Source organism: Rhodococcus sp. IEGM 1318, from assembly GCF_033142465.1.
GTDB lineage: Bacteria > Actinomycetota > Actinomycetes > Mycobacteriales > Mycobacteriaceae > Rhodococcus_F > Rhodococcus_F qingshengii_B.
In genome coordinates, this window is record NZ_JAWLSC010000004.1 from 221655 (window position 1) to 240108 (window position 18454).

The following is an 18454-nucleotide window of genomic DNA, read 5'->3' on the forward strand; positions in this document are numbered from 1 at the left end:
TTCCGGAACCTGCATGTCTGAACGAGCCGACTGCCACATCCATCCGACCGCCGTGATCGGCGCCGACGTACTGATCGGGGCGGGAGTCACGATCGGACCGAACGTGGTACTCACCGGCCCACTCGAGATCGGCGACGACTGCTGGATCGGCTCGGGAGCGGTCTTGGGAGCTCCCCCCGAGATCCTCGGCGCGCTACATCCGACGTCCTGGTCCGTCAGCGCCGGTCTGGGAATTCGAATCGGTGCTCGAACGACGATTCGCGAATTGAGCACAGTCCATCAGGGAAGCGAACGCCGCACCGAAATCGGCGAAGACTGCTTCGTGATGAACAGAGTGGGAATCGAGCACGACGTGCAGATCGGTGACCGCTGCGTCGTGTCCTCCGGTACGACGCTTGCCGGGCACGTCAGCGTCGGAGACGGCGTCAACCTGGGCATGCACACTGTCGCGCACCAACGACGCGTCATCGGCTCCGGATCCATGATCGGGATGGGAACCGTCGTGGTCAAGGACGTCCCGCCCTTCGCCAAGGCATTCGGCAATCCGGTGTCGTTGCACGGTGTCAACCGAATCGGAATGAGCCGATCAGGTATCGCGGACGCGGATATTTCCGCGATCGAAGATCTCTACACCGCCGGCAGCTTCGGCACGTCACCGGCCATTCCGGACTCGCTCTCGGAAGCCTTCACCTGGTGGCGGGAACGCGCCGACAAACCGCTCGTGGTTTAGCGAGACAAATCCTGGTTGGTATCGTCTGCGAAATGACGAACGGGCGGGATGCAGGCGCGTGAGTACCTCTCCCGAATCTGAACAACCGGTCGAAGACGTCGAACCGGCAGCAGAGCCGAACGCTCTACGCGGCCTTCTCGTCAACGGATTCAAGGTCCTCGTCACCCTCGCGATCGTCGTCGCGATCATCTTCGCGGTGAAGTCCCAGTGGTCCGAGGTCAAGAACACGATCACCGAGCTGAACTGGTGGACGCTTGCCGCCTCGTCGGTGTTCATCTTCCTCGGTATGGGTGCCGCAGTGCGGGCCTGGCAACACGCACTCGGCGCCCTCGAACAACCGATCCCGGCCTTCGACGCCGCTCGCGCTTATCTGGTCGGCCAACTCGGCAAGTACCTTCCCGGCAGTGTCTGGGCCTTCGTTCTGCAAACGGAACTCGTGAGGCGCGCCGGTGTGTCCCGCGCCGCAGGCTTTGTCGCAGTGCTGGTCACGGTGGGATTGAGCACAACTTCGGCGCTGGTCGTCGGCCTCTTCGGTCTACCTGCCCTGTTCGAGGTCAGCACGGCGGCAGCGGTCGGCGTGATCATCCTGGTACCGATCGCATTGGTCTGCGCCTACCCTCCGGTGCTCACTCGCCTGGTGAACCTCGCGCTGAAACTGCTCCGCCGCACGCCGCTGCACAAGCCGCTCACGATGCACAAGATTGCGCTCGCATTGGGCTGGTGCGCAGCAAGCTGGGTGCTCTACGGCATCCAGTTGTGGCTACTCGCGTCCAGTTCGGCCGGCTTCGAAATCCGTGGGCTCGTCCAGTGCATCGGCGCTCTCGCCCTCGGTATGTGCGCGGGCGTCCTCGTGTTCGTCGTCCCGTCCGGAATCGGTGTCCGCGAAGCCGTCATCGTCGCCGCGCTTTCACCGTTCATGGATGCCGGCGTCGCGCTAGGCCTCGCACTGGCGTCGAGGCTGCTGTTCACCCTCTGTGAAGTCTTTGCCGGCGTCGTGGCTGCACTGTCGGGATCACGAGGCCTGCGCAATGCACTCGTGCACGAACGTTCCCGAGTGCCGGACCCCACCAAAGCCTGACGTTCGGTCAGACCACTTTCTCGGACGCGGAATACTGCGTCTCGACGCCGGCCTTCTGCGGACGCCACCACTGTTCGTTGTCGCGATACCACTCGACGGTGGCTTCCAGTCCGCTTCGGAAATCTCGGTACTGCGGCTTCCACCCAAGTTCCTGCTGCAGTCGCGTCGAATCGATCGCATACCGCAAATCGTGACCAGGGCGGTCGGTGACGAAGTCGAAATCGTCCGGCTTGCGTCCGAAAATTTCGAGCAGAGTCGCAATCACCGTCCGGTTGTCGGTTTCACCGTCAGCGCCGATCAGATACGTCTCACCGGACTTTCCGCGGTCAAGGATGTCCCAGACGGCGCGGTTGTGGTCCTCGACGTGAATCCAATCGCGGACGTTGCGACCTTCCCCGTACAACCGAGGACGTACCCCGTCGATCAGATTGGTGATCTGGCGTGGAATGAACTTCTCCACATGCTGGTACGGGCCGTAATTGTTGGAGCAGTTCGAGATGGTTGCCGCGATCCCGAACGAGCGCACCCAGGCGCGCACGAACAGATCACTCGACGCTTTGGACGCCGAGTAGGGACTCGACGGGTTGTACGGTGTCGTCTCCGTGAACTTCGTCGGATCATCCAGTTCGAGGTCTCCGTACACCTCGTCGGTGGAAATGTGGTGATAGCGGACCCCGTGTGAACGCACTGCCTGCAGGAGCGAGAACGTACCCATGACGTTGGTGCGCAGAAACGGTTCGGGGTCGGCGAGGGAATTGTCGTTGTGGCTTTCGGCAGCAAAGTGCACAACTGCGTCGGAGCGCGAGACAAGATCGTCGACCAGTGGCTCGTCGGCCACGTCGCCGTGAACGAACGTGATCCGGTCCTCGACCGACGCCAGGGACTGGCGATTTCCGGCGTAGGTCAGAGCGTCGAGAACCGTGACTTCCACGTCGGGACGAGTCGACACCGTCTGATGAACGAAATTGGCACCGATGAAGCCGGCACCCCCGGTGACCAGTAGTCGCACTTCATCTCCTCAGGCTCATCGGACGAACCCCCACTTTAGCGGCCGGGCGTGTCATGTCCGTTTGCGTCGGCAGGCAGGAGTGCAGGACACTGCACGCATGCGCGGAATCATTCTGGCCGGTGGCACCGGGTCGCGGTTGCACCCGATCACCCTCGGAGTGAGCAAGCAACTCTTGCCTGTCTACGACAAGCCGATGATCTACTACCCGCTCTCCACTCTCATGCTCGCCGACATTCGCGACATCTTGATCATCACGACCCCACACGACGCCGAACAATTCCGCCGAGTTCTCGGCGACGGCTCACAATTCGGCGTCAACCTCACGTATGCAGTGCAACACGAACCGAACGGCCTCGCAACGGCATTCACCCTCGGCGCAGAGCACATCGGATCCGACTCCGTGGCGCTCGTCCTCGGCGACAACATCTTCTACGGCCCCGGCCTCGGAACCCAACTCAGGCGTTTCTCCGACATCGACGGCGGAGCCGTATTCGCTTACTGGGTCTCGAATCCGACCGCCTACGGCGTCGTCGAATTCGACGACTCGGGTCGCGCGGTGTCCATCGAGGAAAAGCCGACGTCACCGAAATCCAATTACGCAGTCCCCGGCCTCTACTTCTACGACAGCGACGTCGTGGACATCGCACGCACTCTGAAGCCCTCTGCGCGTGGCGAATACGAAATCAGCGATATCAACCAGCGCTATCTCGAAGCAGGCAAACTCTCTGTCGACGTCCTCCCCCGCGGAACCGCGTGGCTCGACACCGGCACACCCGATTCCTTGCTCGAGGCTGCAAACTACGTGAGGACCATCGAACACCGCCAGGGTCTCAAGATCGGTTCACCTGAAGAGGTCGCGTGGCGTCAAGGATTCATCACCTCCGACCAATTACGCACTCAGGCAGAAACATTGGGCAAATCCGGGTACGGCAACTACCTACTCGAGCTGCTCGAGCACGGCAAGGAATGGTGACGTGGAAATTCGTCCACTGAAGATCGCCGGAGCTTGGGAAATTACGCCGAAGCAGTTCGGCGACAACCGCGGTGTCTTTCTCGAATGGTTCAAAAGCTCCGCCTTCACCGCCGCGACCGGCCGCACTCTCGATCTCGCGCAGGCCAACTGCTCGGTTTCCGAAGCCGGTAGCCTCCGTGGGATCCACTTCACCGACAATCCGCCCGGACAGGCGAAATACATCACCTGCGTGAAAGGTGCCTTCCTCGACGTTGTCGTAGACCTGCGCGTCGGATCACCGACCTTCGGCGAGTGGGATGCGGTGGTGATCGACGACGTCGATCGGCGAGCGGTGTTCCTGGCGGAAGGCCTCGGCCACGCGATCCTTTCACTCGAAGACGGATCGACAGTCATGTACCTGTGCAGCATCGAATACGCCCCCCACCTGGACCGCGACCTCGATCCCTTCGATCCGGAACTCGCGATCGAATGGCCGAAGACAGACCGTAACGGCAACCCCCTGACCTACGAGCTCTCCGCAAAGGACGCCGCCGCACCGTCCCTGTCGACGCTCCGCGCAGACGGCCTGTTGCCCGGTTTTGTGGCCGAAGATTCGCCGAATCGGTAATCTTCACCTTTCACGACTCGATGGGATGACGACCGGCGGGACGGACGGCTGGATGACCAAACGTGCGAGCAGACGCGGCCTGTGGACGGCCGTCGTTCTCGCAGCCGGACTCGGCGCCCTCGCACTGGTCGCACCGCCTCTGACTCCAGGCACGATCGAGTCCGCCCCCGTCACGGTCATCACGACCACCCCACCCGCGCCGGTTGTTCCGCTCTCCCCGGAGGAACTCGCGGCCCGGGTGGTCCCCACCATCGTCACCATCACCGCGCCGGCCGGATTCACCACCACCGCAGGAACCGGGATCGTGCTCTCCCCTGACGGGGTGGTGCTCACGAATCACCACGTCATCAGCGGAGCCTCGGACGTCACCGCCGTCAGCATGTCCAACGGACTGATCTACGACGCTGAGATCCTCGGTTACGACAGTGTCAGCGACCTTGCCGTCCTGCGTCTCGCGGGCGCCACCGATCTGCCGGTGGCAGTGGTCGGCAAGTCCGTGGAAGCCGCTCGTGGGGACGCCGTCACCGCAATCGGAAATGCCGAAGGCGGCGGAGTACCCGTCCCGGCTCCCGGCGTCATCACCAACCTCGGTGTCACCGTCAACACCCGTAACGTGTCCGACGGATCGCGAAACCAGTTGAAGGGCCTCATCGAGGTGGACGCGGACATCCGGCCTGGCGATTCCGGTGGCCCCCTGGTCAACGCCGTTGGAGAGCTGATCGGCGTCAGCAGCGCGGGCAACGCCGTCACCGAACGCACCGAAACCTCACCGGCCCCTCAGTCCTACGCGATACCGATCGACACGGCACTACCGATCGTCGAGCAGGTGCTCGATGGCCGCTCCTCCGAGGCCGTGCGCGTGGGACCGACGCCCGTACTCGGCGTCGCGGTGAAGGACCACGCAGAAATGCCGCCCGGCGCCGAAGTTGTTGCCGTGAGCTTCGATTCGCCGGCCGAAGGGGTGGGGCTCACCAAAGGCGCGGTCATCACGGAGTTCGGGGGCAGCCGGATCGCGTCGTCCGCGGACCTCAATGCGGCGATGAGCTCACGCCGCCCCGGCGACACCGTCGCGCTGACGTGGGTAGACGCGACGGGGCAGCCCGGGGCCGGGTCCTTGGTTCTCGACGAGGGACCACCTCGCTAGCCTCGAAAAGCTCTAGCCGTGAAAGCATCGTCGCATGACCACGGTTCTTCTCCTCACCTGTGACGGCGCCGCCCGCGAGGCGGATGTCGAAAGCAAACTCGTCATGGAAGCTCTCACCACCTACGGCATTGCGTCGACAATGGCGCCGTGGTCGAGTCCGTCCCTCCGCGACATCGACGCCGACCTGGTTCTGATCCGGTCTACATGGGACTACACGCAGCGTCTCGAGGAGTTTCTCACCGTTCTCGATCAGCTGACCGTTCCGATCGCCAATCCCCTCGCGATCGTCAAGTGGAACGCCCACAAGGGATACCTGACCGAACTTGCAGTAGCAGGGGTACCCATCGTCCCCACCGCTGTGCTCACCGCCGGAAAGAGCGAAACACTCACCCTCCCTTCGTTCGAGAGTGTCGACGTCATCGTCAAGCCTGCGGTGTCCGCCGGCGCTGTCGGAGTCGGAAAATTTGCCTCCGGGTCCGCGCAGGCCCACGCTCACCTCAGCTCCATCCTCGAGAGTGGCAACGACGCATTGGTCCAGCCATTCATCTCGGACGTCGTCGACGGCGAGCGCTCGATCATCCACATCGGCGGACGCTACTCGCACGCTGTCCGGAAGATCCCGGCCGCCAACGACTTCCGTGTGCAGGAATACCACGGCGGAACCAACCACCTCCACGAACCGTCCGCCGCCGAACTCGCGGTGGCGGACGCGGCACTGGCCGCAGCTCCGTGCGGCCCCGGCGAATTGCTTTATGCGCGTGTAGACGTCGTGGGACCGGTGGATCAGCCACTGCTCATGGAAGTGGAACTGATCGAGCCCGAACTCTTTCTGCCATTCGCCCCTGGATCTGCCGACGCCCTCGCACGGGCAGTTGTCGCGTCACTAGGTCTGTGACGCGCCTCGGAGTGCCTTCTTGTCGATCTTCCCCAAAGCAGTGAGCGGCAGCGCTTCCAGAATCGAAATCTCCTTGGGCGCCCAGATCGGGCCCTTGTGCGATCTCACGTGTGCGATGAGCTGCTCGGGTGTGACCGACCATCCCGTCTTCAGCACGACTGCGGCGGTAACCGCTTCTCCCCATTGAGGGTCGGGGACACCGAATACTGCACATGCGGCCACCGCGGGATGATGTCCGAGTGAGTCCTCGACTTCGCGCGGATAGACGTTGAATCCACCACTGATGATCGTGTCCTTGATGCGGTCGACGATCGAGATGAGCCCACTTTCGTCGGTCCGAGCAACGTCGCCGGTGTGCAACCACCCATTCGCGAGCGCTGCAGCGGTTTGTTCGGGTTTGTTCCAATAGCCGTCCATCACGAGCGGACCTCGCACACAAAGCTCCCCGGGTACCCCCGTCGCCGTCTCGTTTCCCTGCTCGTCAAGCAACACCACTTCGACACCTGGCATCGCGCGCCCACAACTCCCCAGAACTACGGGATCGTCCCCGTGCTCACGTGTATCGAGTACCGTCAACGCATTCGGTGCTTCGGCTTGACCGTAGTGCTGACTCAGGATCGGCCCGAACACCGCCCCTGCCTGCGCGAGCCTGGTGGGGTCGATGGGTGCAGCACCGTAAAGCATCCAGTTCAGCCCGGACAGATTCGCATCCGACAGGCGTGGATGATCGAGCAAGGCGTATAGCATCGTAGGAACTACGAATGTAGCTGTGACTCCGTCATTTTCAATTGCGTCGACAACCCTGTCCGGGTCGAACGACCTGTGCAGCTCGAAGCTTGCACCTCGCATCAGCCCAGGCGCGACGAGCAGACCGGCAGCATGAGACATCGGCGTAGTAAGCAGCATGTTGGTATTCGAGGGCCACTCCCACGTGGTGCAGGCCCAGGCATTGGCGACCAAGGACCGGTCTCTCAGCATGACGCCTTTCGGCTCACCGGTAGTTCCACCGGTGTAGAAGAGATACAAAGCTCGACCGTGACCGCAGAAGACCGAACCTGTTCCTGTCGCAGCCAATTCACATGCCGATTCGAGAGCTGACAGTGACATCACTCGAGTCTGCGCCGCTTCGGCGCGCGCCTGGAACTGTCCGTCGGCAACCAACAGGAGATCGGTACCACTGTCTTTCAGCACCATTCTGTCGTTCTCTTCGGTCGCGAGCGGATGGAGTGCCGTGTAGCGCACGCCTGCCAGACACGCTGCCGCCATGACCGTGAATGCTTCAGGACACGGACCCGCAAGCAGGGCGACCCCGCCTCCGTCCGGCATAGCGAGGCTACTGAAGACACCTGCAATCCGCTCGATCTGTTCCGCGGTCTGCCGATACGTCAGCTCGGCCCGATCACCGTTCCGATCCGTGAATCGAAACGCGATGTGGTCTGGTCGGCGCCGCAGCGCCGACAGAATCAGATCCGCATATACCGCTTGCGCGTGCAAGCCTGGCGTCGTCGGTTCCTCGTTCATCGTTTCCGGCGTCATCATGTTCGCGTTCATCGTGGTCCTCCCAAGATCGTGACCGCGGCGACGGCTTCCTCGATGCCGTAGAGACCTCCGCCGTTCTCTGCGACCGCGATTCGAGCACCCGGAACTTGTCGCCGCCCTGCTTGTCCACGCAACTGCGTGACAAGTTCGAAGACCTGTGCCAGTCCCGTTGCCGAGACCGGATGACCACGGGATTCGAGCCCACCTGACGGATTCACCGGACGGACGCCTCCCAATGAACTCGCACCGGACGCAGACCACGCGCCGCCCTCACCGATCGGGCAGAACCCCAAATTCTCGACCTGCTGTACTTCACCGAAGGCCGTGGCGTCGTGGACCTCTGCCACATCCACATCGCCTGGCCCGAGTCCGGCTTCCTCGTATGCGCTCATTGCTGCGCGGCGGCCGATGTGACTCTCCACATCATCTGCGGCCCGATCCGTGCCTGACACCAAGCTGCAACCGAGTACCTGCGCCGCCCGCCGAGAGGAATCGTGCCTTCGAGCAAAGTCCGCACTGGTCACAATGACCGCCGCTGCACCGTCACTGACGGGCGAGCACATCAGAACGGTCAGAGGCCACGCGACTCGCCTTGCGGCAAGCACCTCTTCGACGCTGAAGGGTTTGCGAAAGTGCGACCGCGGATTGTGCACGGAATGCGCATGATTTTTGGCTGCTACGGACGCGAGCTCGAACTCGGTGGTTCCGAATCTCTCCATGTGCGCCCGGGCAAGAGAAGCGTAGATCTCCATGAACACCGACCGCTCACCCTGCGATCCGAGTGCATCCGGCAGCGGAGCGGACAGGGAGGCAAGGCCCGCGAGCGTCTCGTCGCGATGCGCAACGTCGAGTGCACCGTCGAACACCTCCAGACTTCGAGCCGGATCCGAACACACCAGCTTGTCCACCCCGACCGCCAACGCGACCTCGGACAGACCGGCGCGAACGTGGGCGATCGCCAGCCAGAGTGCAGTTGCGCCGCCGGCGCAGGCATTTTCGACATTGACGACCGGGACTCCCCCGAAACCGTATGGCCTCAAGGCAATCTGGCCTGGGATCATGTGCTGCCGGTCGATCGCCTTCTGGCTGACTGTCGCGTAGAAGACCGCACCGACGTCACCGCGGGTCAGGCCCGCGTCTTCGACGGCATCGATCGCCGCACGCCCCGCCAATTCCGAGGCCGAGGTATCCGCGTGCCGCCCAAAGGGGGTCGCGCCGACACCGAGAACCATGACTTCGCCGCTCACGCCACTACTCGATTCCTCAATACACCGAGGCCTGTGACCTCGAGTTCGACTACGTCTCCCGGCTCGAGGAACCGCCCGTGCTCCAAGCCACATCCACTCGGCACGGTGCCGGAACAGAAGACCTCACCCGGGTACAACCGCGTGGAGGTCGAGGCAAACGAAATCACGTCCTCGAAACGATGGTCCATGTCGGCGCTGGTTCCTCGGCTCACCTCTTCGCCGTTGATTCTCGCGGTCATCTCGAGCTGATAGGGGTCACCGACTTCGTCGGCGGTCACGATCCAGGGCCCGAGGACATTTGCGTTCGAAAAGTCCTTGCTCTTACTGAGACCGAGTCCGGTGGAGATCTCCTCGAGCTGAGTATCGCGGGCGCTGAAATCGTTGAAGATGGTGTAGCCGAAAATGTGCGCGGGTGCGTCCGCGCGTGAGATGTCGGTACCACCGCGCCCCAGTACACAGGCGAATTCGAGTTCGTAGTCGCGCAAGCTCGAGTACTCTGGCCACACGACGTCAGATTCGTGCCCGGTCACGGCCAATCGGTTCGCTATGTAATACAGCGGGCGCTCCAACTGGATCTTCGGCAGCTCGACGTCCTCGAGCTCGACCCCTTGAATTCGGGCGCGAGCGTTGCGGAAGTGATCCATGAAGCAGCCGAAGTCTCGGATCTGGACCGGCTGAGGAAGCGGCGACATCCAGCGCACATCACCCGAGTCGACGATCGCACTTGCCGGCAACTCGTCTGCGAGCCGATCCAGGATCTCCCGTGCCGCCGGACCACCTTCGATGATGGTTTGCATGGTTTCCAGTTCGGGAGCCAGTCTTCCCGTCACACTTTGATGAGCTCGCTCGAGTAACAACAGCTGCTCGCCGGTGCCAGTCACCAGAGCCGTTTGCTGGGTCTTTTCGTATTCGACGGTCGCAAGTTTCACTGTGAATCAATACCTTTCACTGAATTGTTCGGTGCGTGAGGTGGGAATTCGGCTCAGACGAACGCGACCACACGAGCCGGGGCAGCGCTGGCACGCGCAAGCTTGATCGGAAAGAACGCCACGTGAAATCCCGATGGCGGAAGCGCCGCGAGGTTCGCCAGCTGCTGAACGATGAATACTTCACGTTCGCGTCCGGCCCGGTGTCCGTCCCAGAGAACCGAGTTGTCCCCGGTCTCACGAAACTTCTGCGCCATGACTGCAAAGCTCAAGTCCCAGCCGGCAGCGTCGGTGCCCAACACCTTTGCGCCTTGCTCGGCGAGAAACAGCGTGCCTTCGCGACTCATCCCTGGATACTGAAAGAACCCTGGATCGGCCAAGGTGAAGCTCTCTTGTCCGGTCCGAAGCAACACTGCACCGCCTTGGGGGACGGGCGCACCATTGTCCGCCAGGGCAGCCTTCAAAGCGTCCACCGAGATCGGCTGGTTTGCCTTGCATCGGCCGCGCAGATCGAGTACCACTGCCTCGCAGAACAATTCATCCAACGCGATGTCTGTGATCGTGCGAGCCGGCTTGCCCTCGGAGGTCGATCCGTAGTGCAACGGTGCGTCGACGTGGGTTCCCAGATGACTGTTGAACTCACTCAACATCTCCGATCCCCACCCTTCACCGTCCGGAAGATCATGAACTCCGCACTGCATTGCTGCCGCGAACTCGTCGCGCCCGGCACCTGTGGGGTGTGAGTAGGCCACGGAGGGGGCAACGACGGAGGCCAACGCCTGCAGGCCCTCGGGGAGTAGTTCCCGATCGGCTGGATCGAGAGTTCTAGTCAAATCGATGAGTTCCATGTCCGCCCATTCGCTAAGTTATTGGACGCTCAGCATAGAACCGGACGATCAACATAGGCAAGAGGTTCTTGCGAAGGGAAACGACCGTGCGATGGACGGCCTCGTAGCATGAGTGCCGGTACGCAGGTCTCGGCCCCGACGGGCACGTCGACGTCACCGCGTACCGGAATTGGCTGCACTCGAGAACGAAAGAAGGCAGGAACACCGAATGGCGTCGACACGCAAGCAGGAGATCTCCGAGGAAACCCGACGGCGACTGGTGAAGGCTGCGGCCGAACTGGCTGCGGAAGGCGGGTCGGCCGCCATGTCCGTACAAGCCGTGGCGGAAAGATCCGGCATCAGCCGAGGGTCCGTGGCCTGGCACTTCGGATCGAAAGACGGGCTTCTACGAGCCGTCGTCGAGGACGCATTCCGGTGGGGCATGGAGAAGTTGCGCGCAGAGTTGGCATCATCCTCGGCGACCGGAATCGAAGCATTGATCGAAGCCAATTTCGTGTTGATGTCGTACCCCGAGGCACGAATTTTCTCGACCATCCTGATCGAAGCCGTGATCCCCGGGTCCACCATCCGCGAGACCTACGCAGAGCAGTACGTCGCAATGCGCACGCTGTACGCGGACTACCTGCGTTCGATCGACACCCCGGTCGCCAATCCGGAGTTGGTTGCCATCACCCTTCTGGCCGGCACTCTCGGGATCAACCTCCAACATCGCCTCGATCCCGACAACGTCGATCGACGTTCAGCGATAACCGAACTCGAATCGATCTATGCCCGAGCGCACGAGAGTCCATAGCCGGAACGGAAGTTCAACTTCCCGAACAACTTTCGCCCGCAGCCTGGGGCGGGACCGCATCTAGCCTGGTGCGAATGAACCCGGCAACGTCACGTAGCGCCGCCCGGCTCTCCGGCAAGCCAGGCCAGACGGCAGGAAACGCGTGAACCTGGCCGTTCCATATCTGCAGCGAGCATGCCACCCCCGCGGCGGCGAGCCGCTGCGCCATCACCTCCGAATCAACTCTGAGCACCTCGGATTCGGCGGCGATCAGCAACGACGGCGGCATCCCGGCCAGATCGCCGTCGACGGGTGAGTTCGTCTGTCCACCAAGCTTTCCGATCGCCATCAAGGCCGACACCGGGGCGATCACGTCACGTCGAGCGTTGGCGTGAACCGTTTTGGTGGTGCAGTCGAGATCGAGGAGCGGTGAGAGTCCGACAAGGCCGGCCGGAACGTCGAGTCCGGCGGACACAGCAGCAAGCGCCGTCGCGAAAACCAGGAAACCTCCGGCCGAATCACCAACGAAGACAATCTTTTCCGGCAAGGCTCCCTGTTCCAGGAGCCACCGGTACGCACCCAGGCAGTCGTCGACGGACCCGCTGATACTCGTGCTCGGCAACTGCCGATACGCGACGTGCAGGACCGGAAGGCCGGTTCGCTTGGCGATGCTGGCAACCACCGGCCGATGCGTGTTGAGCCCGCAGCACATGAACCCGCCGCCGTGCAGGTAGAGAACGACACCGTCGCGGAGATCAGCCGTCGAGCCTGCCGTGCGCACGAGTTCACCGTTGAATCCCGGAAAACGAATCGCCTCCCGATCGATCCCGGACGGAATGCGTACACCTGCGGCCGAGTCCAGAACTGCGGCGCGGCGCATGGCGCCAGGCGTCAGCGGGGCGATCCCGACTACGGGCCGAAGCATCCATCGGCACGCGTTGTAGAGGACCTGTGATTCGATACTCGGCCTGCCGTATCGAGTTCCGGTCCTACGACTGACAGTCGGCAACAGAGACATCTGTCCAGATTAGAAGCGATCAGGCACCGAAGAGGTCGACTTCGTCGAGATCGTCGACGATCGTGACCTTTCGTTTCCGCCCGCCGATGACCTTGCCCAGACCGCGCAGTCCACCGGACTGAGCTTTCGGGGCGGGTTCGATGCGCTGAGGCGCAACTCTCGTCCGCGCTGCGCGCTGAACGGGCTTGGGTGCGGGAGCTACTGCCGGTGCCGCGGGTTCGGGAACCTCTGCGGGAGCCACGGGTTCGGGAACCTCTGCTGGAACCACCGCTTCCGGCTCCACAAAACCCTGAACAACCTGGGCCTCGGAGGTCGGCTCAGCGACTTCCTCCACATGCACCGGTCCGTCGATCACCGGGATGTCCGACGCCCAGCGGACCCGATACTCAAGGCCGCGCGACGCCAGTTCACGTGCGAGATCCGCATGCCAGACCCCGTCTTCGCCGTCGCCGTATGCCCGTGCGTCGGAACTGACCCAGATGACGTCGACCTCCGGGTTGCGGTCGGCGAGATCGAGCACGGTCAGCCAGTTCAGCGTCGCCGGGTAGCCGTCACGTTTCTTCTTGTCGGTATAGGGCCGACGCAGCGAGATAGCCCTCTCGGCCACCTCGAGATGCGAAACGTCAACTGGATCGACCACTTCGACACCGATCGCCACGAGGTCTTCGATCACGTCGTCGACGTAGCCGTCGGCCTTGTCGTGAGCCGCGTCGACGAACCTCGTGAGGTCGCGCCGCAGCCCCAGTCGGTCGTACATGCGCGCCTGGACGCTCAGGGCCGCGATCATCTCCGCCGATTCCTCGCGGTAGCGACTCGCAACCTCGAGTACGACCAATCGCGGCACGACGACGCGGTGTCCGAGTGCGCGAGCGTCGGCGATGGCAGTGTCGAACCGTGCACCCCTGGTCAGGGCCGAAGAATCGAGAACGATGATCATGCGCTCGATTCTCTCTCGAGAAACCGGACGAATGCGCTAATCCACCCCGAACCGTTACTTGATCTTGAAGATCACTGCCCGCTGAACGATGAAGTTGATGACCGTCGCGGTGCCCTGCGCGATGACGAAGGCCAGCGGTGTCCGCCACCAATGTTCATCGAAGACATGGACCATCACTTCGTTGAGTCCGACCTGAACCGCAAAAGTGATCGCATACAGCGCAACAACCGCGATGAAGCGGGCGCGCGAAGGCTCGGCCTTGAACGTCCACCGACGATTGATGAGATACGCCGTCGTGGTGCCCGCGACGAAGCTCAGCGATTTTGCGGCGACGCGCGGCAATCCCAACGCAAAGAGCAGCACGTACAGCCCGTAGTCCACGACCGCCGACAGCCCACCCGTCGCGACGAACCGGACGATCTGCGTTTTCAGGTCCATCGCGTCGTCGGCGATGTCCGTCGTGACAGGAATCTCGACGGGCAGCGGGACGTGGGGTTCGTGCTGGTGACTTGCAGGTGTTTCGGGCACGACGACGAGAGTAACCACTCGAGTCGGAGCCGTCGGCACTACTCCCAGGTAACCTCTACCCTGATGTCCACGACAGCAGAAGAGACGCCGCAGCCGGCTCTCCACACCCAAGCCCGCACCCTCACCGGTTGGGGACGCACCGCCGCCACCACCGCACAGGTGCTGTCCACCCCCGACGTGGAAGTGATCGCGAACGCGGTCGCCCAGGTTGCGGAACAGAACGATTCCAAGCCATCGCATCTGCGACGCGGCGTCATCGCGCGCGGCCTCGGCCGCTCGTACGGGGACCCGGCGCAGAACGCCGGCGGGCTGGTCATCGACATGAATGCACTCGACCGCATTCATCGCATCGATCGCGACACCGCTCTGGTGGACGTCGACGCCGGCGTGAATCTGGATCAGCTGATGAAGGCTGCTCTGCCGTTCGGCCTGTGGGTTCCGGTCCTGCCGGGTACTCGCCAGGTCACCATCGGCGGCGCCATCGGCTCGGACATCCACGGCAAGAACCACCACAGCGCAGGCAGCTTCGGCAACCACGTTGTGTCATTGGATCTGCTGACGGCCGACGGCAAGGTTCGCACGCTAACCCCCAAGGGCGGGCGCAACGACCCGAAGGCCGCGCTGTTCTGGGCCACGATCGGCGGCATGGGCCTGACGGGCATCATCCTGCGCGCCACCATCAAGATGACACCGACCGAGACGGCGTACTTCATCGCCGACGGCGACGTCACCAACAGCCTCGACGAGACCATCGCGCTGCACAGCGACGGCAGCGAGGCCAACTACGAGTACTCGAGCGCCTGGTTCGACGCGATTTCCGCGCCCCCGAAGCTCGGTCGTGCGGCAGTCTCGCGCGGATCGTTGGCGAAGCTCGATCAGCTTCCGGCCAAGCTGCAGAAGAACCCGCTCGCGTTCGATGCACCGCAGCTCCTGACGTTCCCCGACGTCTTCCCGAACGGGCTGGCCAACAAGTTCAACTTCACCGCGATCGGTGAGGTCTGGTTCCGCAAGTCCGGCAAGTACCGCGGCAAGGTCCAGAATCTGACGCAGTTCTACCACCCCCTCGACATGTTCGGTGAGTGGAACCGCGCGTACGGATCCAACGGATTCCTGCAGTACCAGTTCGTGGTTCCGCCGGAGGCCGTCGACGAGTTCAAGAAGATCATCGTCGACATCCAGCGCAGCGGGCATTACTCGTTCCTCAACGTGTTCAAGCTCTTCGGCGAGGGCAACCAGGCGCCGCTGAGCTTCCCGATCCCGGGCTGGAACATCTGCGTCGACTTCCGTATCAAGCCTGGCCTGAACGAGTTCGTCACCGAACTCGACAAGCGTGTCCTCGAATTCGGTGGACGCCTCTACACGGCCAAGGATTCGCGAACGTCCGCGGAAACCTTCCACGCCATGTACCCGCGCATCGACGAGTGGATCGCGACGCGCCGCAAGTACGACCCCACAGGCGTTTTCGCCTCCGATATGTCCAGAAGGCTGGAACTGTGATCAACGCTGTAGGTAACCCGCAAACCGTTTTGCTTCTCGGTGGAACCTCCGAGATCGGCCTCGCCATCTGTGAGGAATACCTGAAGAAGGCGCCGCTCCGCGTCATTTTGGCGGCTCTTCCCGGCGACCCGGGACGCGAAGCTGCGGTCAAGCAGCTCGAAGCGAAGGGCGCCACCTCGGTGGAGCTCATCGACTTCGACGCCGTTGATTTCGAATCGCACCCGAAGGTGATCGACCAGGCGTTCTCGAACGGTGACGTCGACGTCGCCATCGTCGCTTTTGCGTTGGACGGTGACTCCGAAGAGCTGTGGCAGAACCAGCGCAAGGCTGTTCTGGTGGCAAACGTCAACTACACCGCTTCCGTCTCGGTCGGCGTTCTCCTCGGCGAGAAGATGAAGGCTCAGGGCTTCGGCAAGATCATCGCGATGTCGTCCGTAGCCGGCGAACGCGTCAAGCGTGCCAACTTCGTCTACGGCTCCACCAAGGCGGGCCTCGACGGCTTCTACCTCGGGCTCGGCGAGGCTCTCGCGGAATTCGGACCGCAGGTGACCGTCGTTCGCCCCGGCATGGTGCGCACCCAGTTCAGTGCCCACGTCAAGGAAGCCCCGCTGACGGTCAACAAGGACATCGTCGCGAAGCTCGCCGTTGCCGCCTCGGACAAGGGCAAGGAAATCGTCTGGACTCCCGGCCCCTGGCGCTTCGTCATGATGGGTCTGCGCCACGTGCCGCGCCCGATCTTCCGGAAGTTGCCGGTTTAAGCTCCTCCCGTGCCAGAAACAACAACTGCTCCGAGTACAGACCTTTCGACCCCGTCGCCGTGGCGTAATGCCGCGGCGACGGCGGTGGAAATGGCGCTCGGAGCGCTGGTCGCCGCTGTTGTAGCCGCTGTCGGGCTCTTTGCTTTCGGCCGAGTCCAGTGGCCGGCGTTCACCTCTTCCAACGTCACGCAGGCAGTCACGACGGTGCTGCAGGTGCTCTGCATCGCAGTGGTCGGTGTTGCGGTTCTGATGTTCCGTGCCCACAAGGCCGAGCGGGTCGCAAAACTCCTCTCGTGGGCCGGGCTCTCCGGCTTCGTCACCACGACGCTCGGACTTCCCCTGGCCGCGACGAGCCTGTATCTGCACGGCGTCTCGGTCGATCAGCAGTTCCGTACCGAGTACCTGACCCGGTTGACGGATTCGGCTGCGCTGCAGGACATGACGTACGTGGATCTGCCGCCGTTCTACCCGGCCGGTTGGTTCTGGGTCGGTGGACGCGTCGCGAACCTACTGGGCATGGACGGTTGGGAAGCCTTCAAGCCCTACGCGATCGGCTCCCTGGCGGTTGTCGCCGTCGTTGCACTCGTGTTGTGGACCAAGCTGATTCGACGCGATTGGGCCGTCGTCGCAGCATTGGCCGTCACTGCCGTCGTGTTGGCGTACAACTCCCCCGAGGCATACGGCGCCGTCATCAACCTCCTGATTCCGCCGGTGATGATCCTGGCGTGGGGTGCGCTCGATCGTCCGGGTGCTTCTCGATTTGCCGGAGCCGGCGCGATTCTCGGGACGGGCCTGTTCCTCGGTTTCGCCGCAACCGTCTACACGTTGTATCTCGGATTCGCCGCGTTCGCAGTGACTCTGATGGCAGTCGTTGCCGCAGTACTTGCCGCCCGCGCTCAGAACACGTGGAAAGCCGCACTGGGACCCCTCATTCGACTTGCAGCAATTGCAATCATCTCGGGTCTGGTCGCTCTGACCGTCTGGACCCCGTACCTGCTGAAGGCACTCTCCGGTGCCACCGCAGAGTCCGGCACCGCAATGCACTATCTCCCCGACTCCGGCGCGGTGCTGCCCTTCCCGATGCTGAGTTTCTCGCTCGTCGGCGGCTTGTGCCTGCTCGGCACGGTCTGGCTGATTTCGCGGTTCCTGTTCTCCCGCCGCGCCCGAGCACTCGGTATCGGCGTCATCGCCGTGTACCTGTGGGCACTGCTGTCCATGACGTTCACCGTTGCCGGCAGTACGCTCCTCGGTTTCCGACTGGAGCCGGTTCTGATCGGACTCCTTGCCGCCGCCGGTGTGTTCGGTTTCTTCGAGTTCGCGGGCTGGATCGTGCTGGCCACCAGCGAGAATCCCCGAGTCAAAGCGGTACTAGTTGCACTCGGCGTCATCGGAGCCATCGCTTTTGCGCAGAACATCCCGCAGGTGCTGGCGCCGGATATCGCTGTGGCATACAGCGATACCGACGGCAACGGTGAGCGCGGTGACAAGCGACCCCCGGGTGCCGAAGCCAATTACGCCGACATCGACCGGATCATCCGCGAGCAGTTGGGACGCGAACCCCATGACACGGTGGTGCTCACCGCCGACATCGGCTTCCTGAGTTTCTACCCGTACTTCGGTTTCCAAGGGCTGACGTCGCACTACGCAAACCCCCTCGCCGATTTCCGTGCGCGCGCCGCGCTGATCGAGCAGTGGTCGGAACTGAAGACCGCTGACGAACTGATAGCTGCGCTGGACTCGGCGCCGTGGCGCAGCCCCGACGCCTTCGTCTTCCGCCAGGGCGCCGACGGGTACACACTGCGGTTGGCCGAGGACGTCTATCCCAACGACCCGAACGTCCGCCGCTACACGGTCACGTTCCCCAAGGAACTGTTCGACGATCCTCGTTTCACCGTCACAGAGCAGGGTCCGTTTGTGGTCGCTACCCGCTCTGACGCGAACTAACCAG

18 protein-coding genes are annotated in these 18454 nt (G+C 62.9%); 10 read left to right on the plus strand and 8 right to left on the minus strand.

Going from position 1 to position 18454, the window contains the following annotated elements; translation table 11 throughout:
• Positions 1-13: 13 nt before the first annotated feature.
• On the plus strand, positions 14-730 hold the full coding sequence (locus R4P65_RS11975; RefSeq protein WP_317826638.1) for a DapH/DapD/GlmU-related protein: 717 nt from the start codon (positions 14-16) through the stop codon (positions 728-730).
• Between the two features lie 58 nt (positions 731-788).
• Positions 789-1808 (plus strand): YbhN family protein, encoded by a 1020-nt coding sequence (locus R4P65_RS11980; RefSeq protein ID WP_058038039.1) that lies wholly within the window; start codon positions 789-791, stop codon positions 1806-1808.
• 7 nt (positions 1809-1815) lie between these two features.
• Here R4P65_RS11980 and rfbB read toward each other — a convergent pair whose 3' ends face one another.
• Entirely contained in the window at positions 1816-2817 is a 1002-nt protein-coding gene (gene rfbB, locus R4P65_RS11985; RefSeq protein WP_230817616.1) for a dTDP-glucose 4,6-dehydratase, read from the minus strand.
• Positions 2818-2914: 97 nt separating this feature from the next.
• Here rfbB and rfbA point away from each other — a divergent pair, with 97 nt between their 5' ends.
• Genes rfbA through R4P65_RS12005 form a run of 4 tightly spaced genes read left to right on the plus strand, consistent with a single transcriptional unit; the run spans position 2915 to position 6436 of the window.
• Positions 2915-3790: a glucose-1-phosphate thymidylyltransferase RfbA gene (gene rfbA, locus R4P65_RS11990; RefSeq protein WP_230817618.1), complete on the plus strand. Its 876-nt coding sequence runs from the start codon at positions 2915-2917 to the stop codon at positions 3788-3790.
• A gap of 1 nt (position 3791) precedes the next feature.
• The gene (locus R4P65_RS11995) at positions 3792-4397 is read left to right on the plus strand and encodes a dTDP-4-dehydrorhamnose 3,5-epimerase (protein ID WP_317826639.1); all 606 of its coding nucleotides are present in this window, start codon (positions 3792-3794) and stop codon (positions 4395-4397) included.
• A gap of 52 nt (positions 4398-4449) precedes the next feature.
• A complete protein-coding gene (locus tag R4P65_RS12000) occupies positions 4450-5541 on the plus strand; it encodes a S1C family serine protease (protein ID WP_317826640.1) in 1092 nt (363 codons plus the stop codon).
• 34 nt (positions 5542-5575) lie between these two features.
• Positions 5576-6436 (plus strand): hypothetical protein, encoded by an 861-nt coding sequence (locus R4P65_RS12005; protein WP_317826641.1) that lies wholly within the window; start codon positions 5576-5578, stop codon positions 6434-6436.
• On the opposite strand, the gene R4P65_RS12010 is transcribed toward R4P65_RS12005, so the two are convergent.
• Genes R4P65_RS12010 through R4P65_RS12025 form a run of 4 tightly spaced genes read right to left on the minus strand, consistent with a single transcriptional unit; the run spans position 6425 to position 10996 of the window.
• Positions 6425-7987, minus strand: coding sequence for an AMP-binding protein (locus R4P65_RS12010; protein WP_317826642.1), 1563 nt, complete (start codon positions 7985-7987; stop codon positions 6425-6427). The genes R4P65_RS12005 and R4P65_RS12010 overlap by 12 nt on opposite strands.
• The gene (locus tag R4P65_RS12015) at positions 7984-9222 is read right to left on the minus strand and encodes a thiolase family protein (RefSeq protein ID WP_317826643.1); all 1239 of its coding nucleotides are present in this window, start codon (positions 9220-9222) and stop codon (positions 7984-7986) included. The genes R4P65_RS12010 and R4P65_RS12015 overlap by 4 nt, the downstream gene beginning before the upstream one ends.
• Positions 9219-10151, minus strand: a complete 933-nt coding sequence (locus R4P65_RS12020; protein ID WP_317826644.1) for a fumarylacetoacetate hydrolase family protein — start codon at positions 10149-10151, stop codon at positions 9219-9221. The genes R4P65_RS12015 and R4P65_RS12020 overlap by 4 nt, the downstream gene beginning before the upstream one ends.
• A gap of 53 nt (positions 10152-10204) precedes the next feature.
• A complete protein-coding gene (locus R4P65_RS12025; protein ID WP_317826645.1) occupies positions 10205-10996 on the minus strand; it encodes a cyclase family protein in 792 nt (263 codons plus the stop codon).
• Positions 10997-11204: 208 nt separating this feature from the next.
• Between R4P65_RS12025 and R4P65_RS12030 the strand changes: the two genes are divergently transcribed.
• Positions 11205-11789 (plus strand): TetR/AcrR family transcriptional regulator, encoded by a 585-nt coding sequence (locus R4P65_RS12030; protein WP_317826646.1) that lies wholly within the window; start codon positions 11205-11207, stop codon positions 11787-11789.
• Between the two features lie 13 nt (positions 11790-11802).
• On the opposite strand, the gene R4P65_RS12035 is transcribed toward R4P65_RS12030, so the two are convergent.
• Genes R4P65_RS12035 through R4P65_RS12045 form a run of 3 tightly spaced genes read right to left on the minus strand, consistent with a single transcriptional unit; the run spans position 11803 to position 14251 of the window.
• Positions 11803-12786, minus strand: a complete 984-nt coding sequence (locus tag R4P65_RS12035) for an alpha/beta hydrolase (protein ID WP_317826647.1) — start codon at positions 12784-12786, stop codon at positions 11803-11805.
• Positions 12787-12805: 19 nt separating this feature from the next.
• Entirely contained in the window at positions 12806-13723 is a 918-nt protein-coding gene (locus R4P65_RS12040; protein ID WP_317826648.1) for a PIN domain-containing protein, read from the minus strand.
• Between the two features lie 54 nt (positions 13724-13777).
• Positions 13778-14251 (minus strand): GtrA family protein, encoded by a 474-nt coding sequence (locus R4P65_RS12045; RefSeq protein WP_302622415.1) that lies wholly within the window; start codon positions 14249-14251, stop codon positions 13778-13780.
• Between the two features lie 63 nt (positions 14252-14314).
• Between R4P65_RS12045 and R4P65_RS12050 the strand changes: the two genes are divergently transcribed.
• The 3 genes from R4P65_RS12050 (at position 14315) to R4P65_RS12060 (ending at position 18450) form a co-directional block, all read left to right on the plus strand.
• The gene (locus R4P65_RS12050) at positions 14315-15748 is read left to right on the plus strand and encodes an FAD-binding oxidoreductase (protein ID WP_064073587.1); all 1434 of its coding nucleotides are present in this window, start codon (positions 14315-14317) and stop codon (positions 15746-15748) included.
• Positions 15745-16506 (plus strand): decaprenylphospho-beta-D-erythro-pentofuranosid-2-ulose 2-reductase, encoded by a 762-nt coding sequence (locus tag R4P65_RS12055; protein ID WP_019746424.1) that lies wholly within the window; start codon positions 15745-15747, stop codon positions 16504-16506. Before R4P65_RS12050 ends, R4P65_RS12055 begins: the two co-directional genes overlap by 4 nt.
• A 90-nt stretch (positions 16507-16596) precedes the next feature.
• Positions 16597-18450 (plus strand): galactan 5-O-arabinofuranosyltransferase, encoded by a 1854-nt coding sequence (locus R4P65_RS12060; protein WP_317826811.1) that lies wholly within the window; start codon positions 16597-16599, stop codon positions 18448-18450.
• The last annotated feature ends 4 nt before the right edge of the window (positions 18451-18454 follow it).

Bases quoted from the DNA above. Each gene is read 5' to 3' on its own strand.
- R4P65_RS11975 (WP_317826638.1), top strand. From the start codon at position 14: ATGTCTGAACGAGCCGACTGCCACATCCATCCGACCGCCGTGATCGGC.
- rfbA (WP_230817618.1), top strand. From the start codon at position 2,915: ATGCGCGGAATCATTCTGGCCGGTGGCACCGGGTCGCGGTTGCACCCG.
- R4P65_RS12000 (WP_317826640.1), top strand. From the start codon at position 4,450: ATGACCAAACGTGCGAGCAGACGCGGCCTGTGGACGGCCGTCGTTCTC.
- R4P65_RS12005 (WP_317826641.1), top strand. From the start codon at position 5,576: ATGACCACGGTTCTTCTCCTCACCTGTGACGGCGCCGCCCGCGAGGCG.
- R4P65_RS12010 (WP_317826642.1), bottom strand. From the start codon at position 7,987: ATGAACGCGAACATGATGACGCCGGAAACGATGAACGAGGAACCGACG.
- R4P65_RS12025 (WP_317826645.1), bottom strand. From the start codon at position 10,996: ATGGAACTCATCGATTTGACTAGAACTCTCGATCCAGCCGATCGGGAA.
- R4P65_RS12030 (WP_317826646.1), top strand. From the start codon at position 11,205: ATGGCGTCGACACGCAAGCAGGAGATCTCCGAGGAAACCCGACGGCGA.
- R4P65_RS12035 (WP_317826647.1), bottom strand. From the start codon at position 12,786: ATGTCTCTGTTGCCGACTGTCAGTCGTAGGACCGGAACTCGATACGGC.
- R4P65_RS12040 (WP_317826648.1), bottom strand. From the start codon at position 13,723: ATGATCATCGTTCTCGATTCTTCGGCCCTGACCAGGGGTGCACGGTTC.
- R4P65_RS12050 (WP_064073587.1), top strand. From the start codon at position 14,315: ATGTCCACGACAGCAGAAGAGACGCCGCAGCCGGCTCTCCACACCCAA.
- R4P65_RS12060 (WP_317826811.1), top strand. From the start codon at position 16,597: ATGGCGCTCGGAGCGCTGGTCGCCGCTGTTGTAGCCGCTGTCGGGCTC.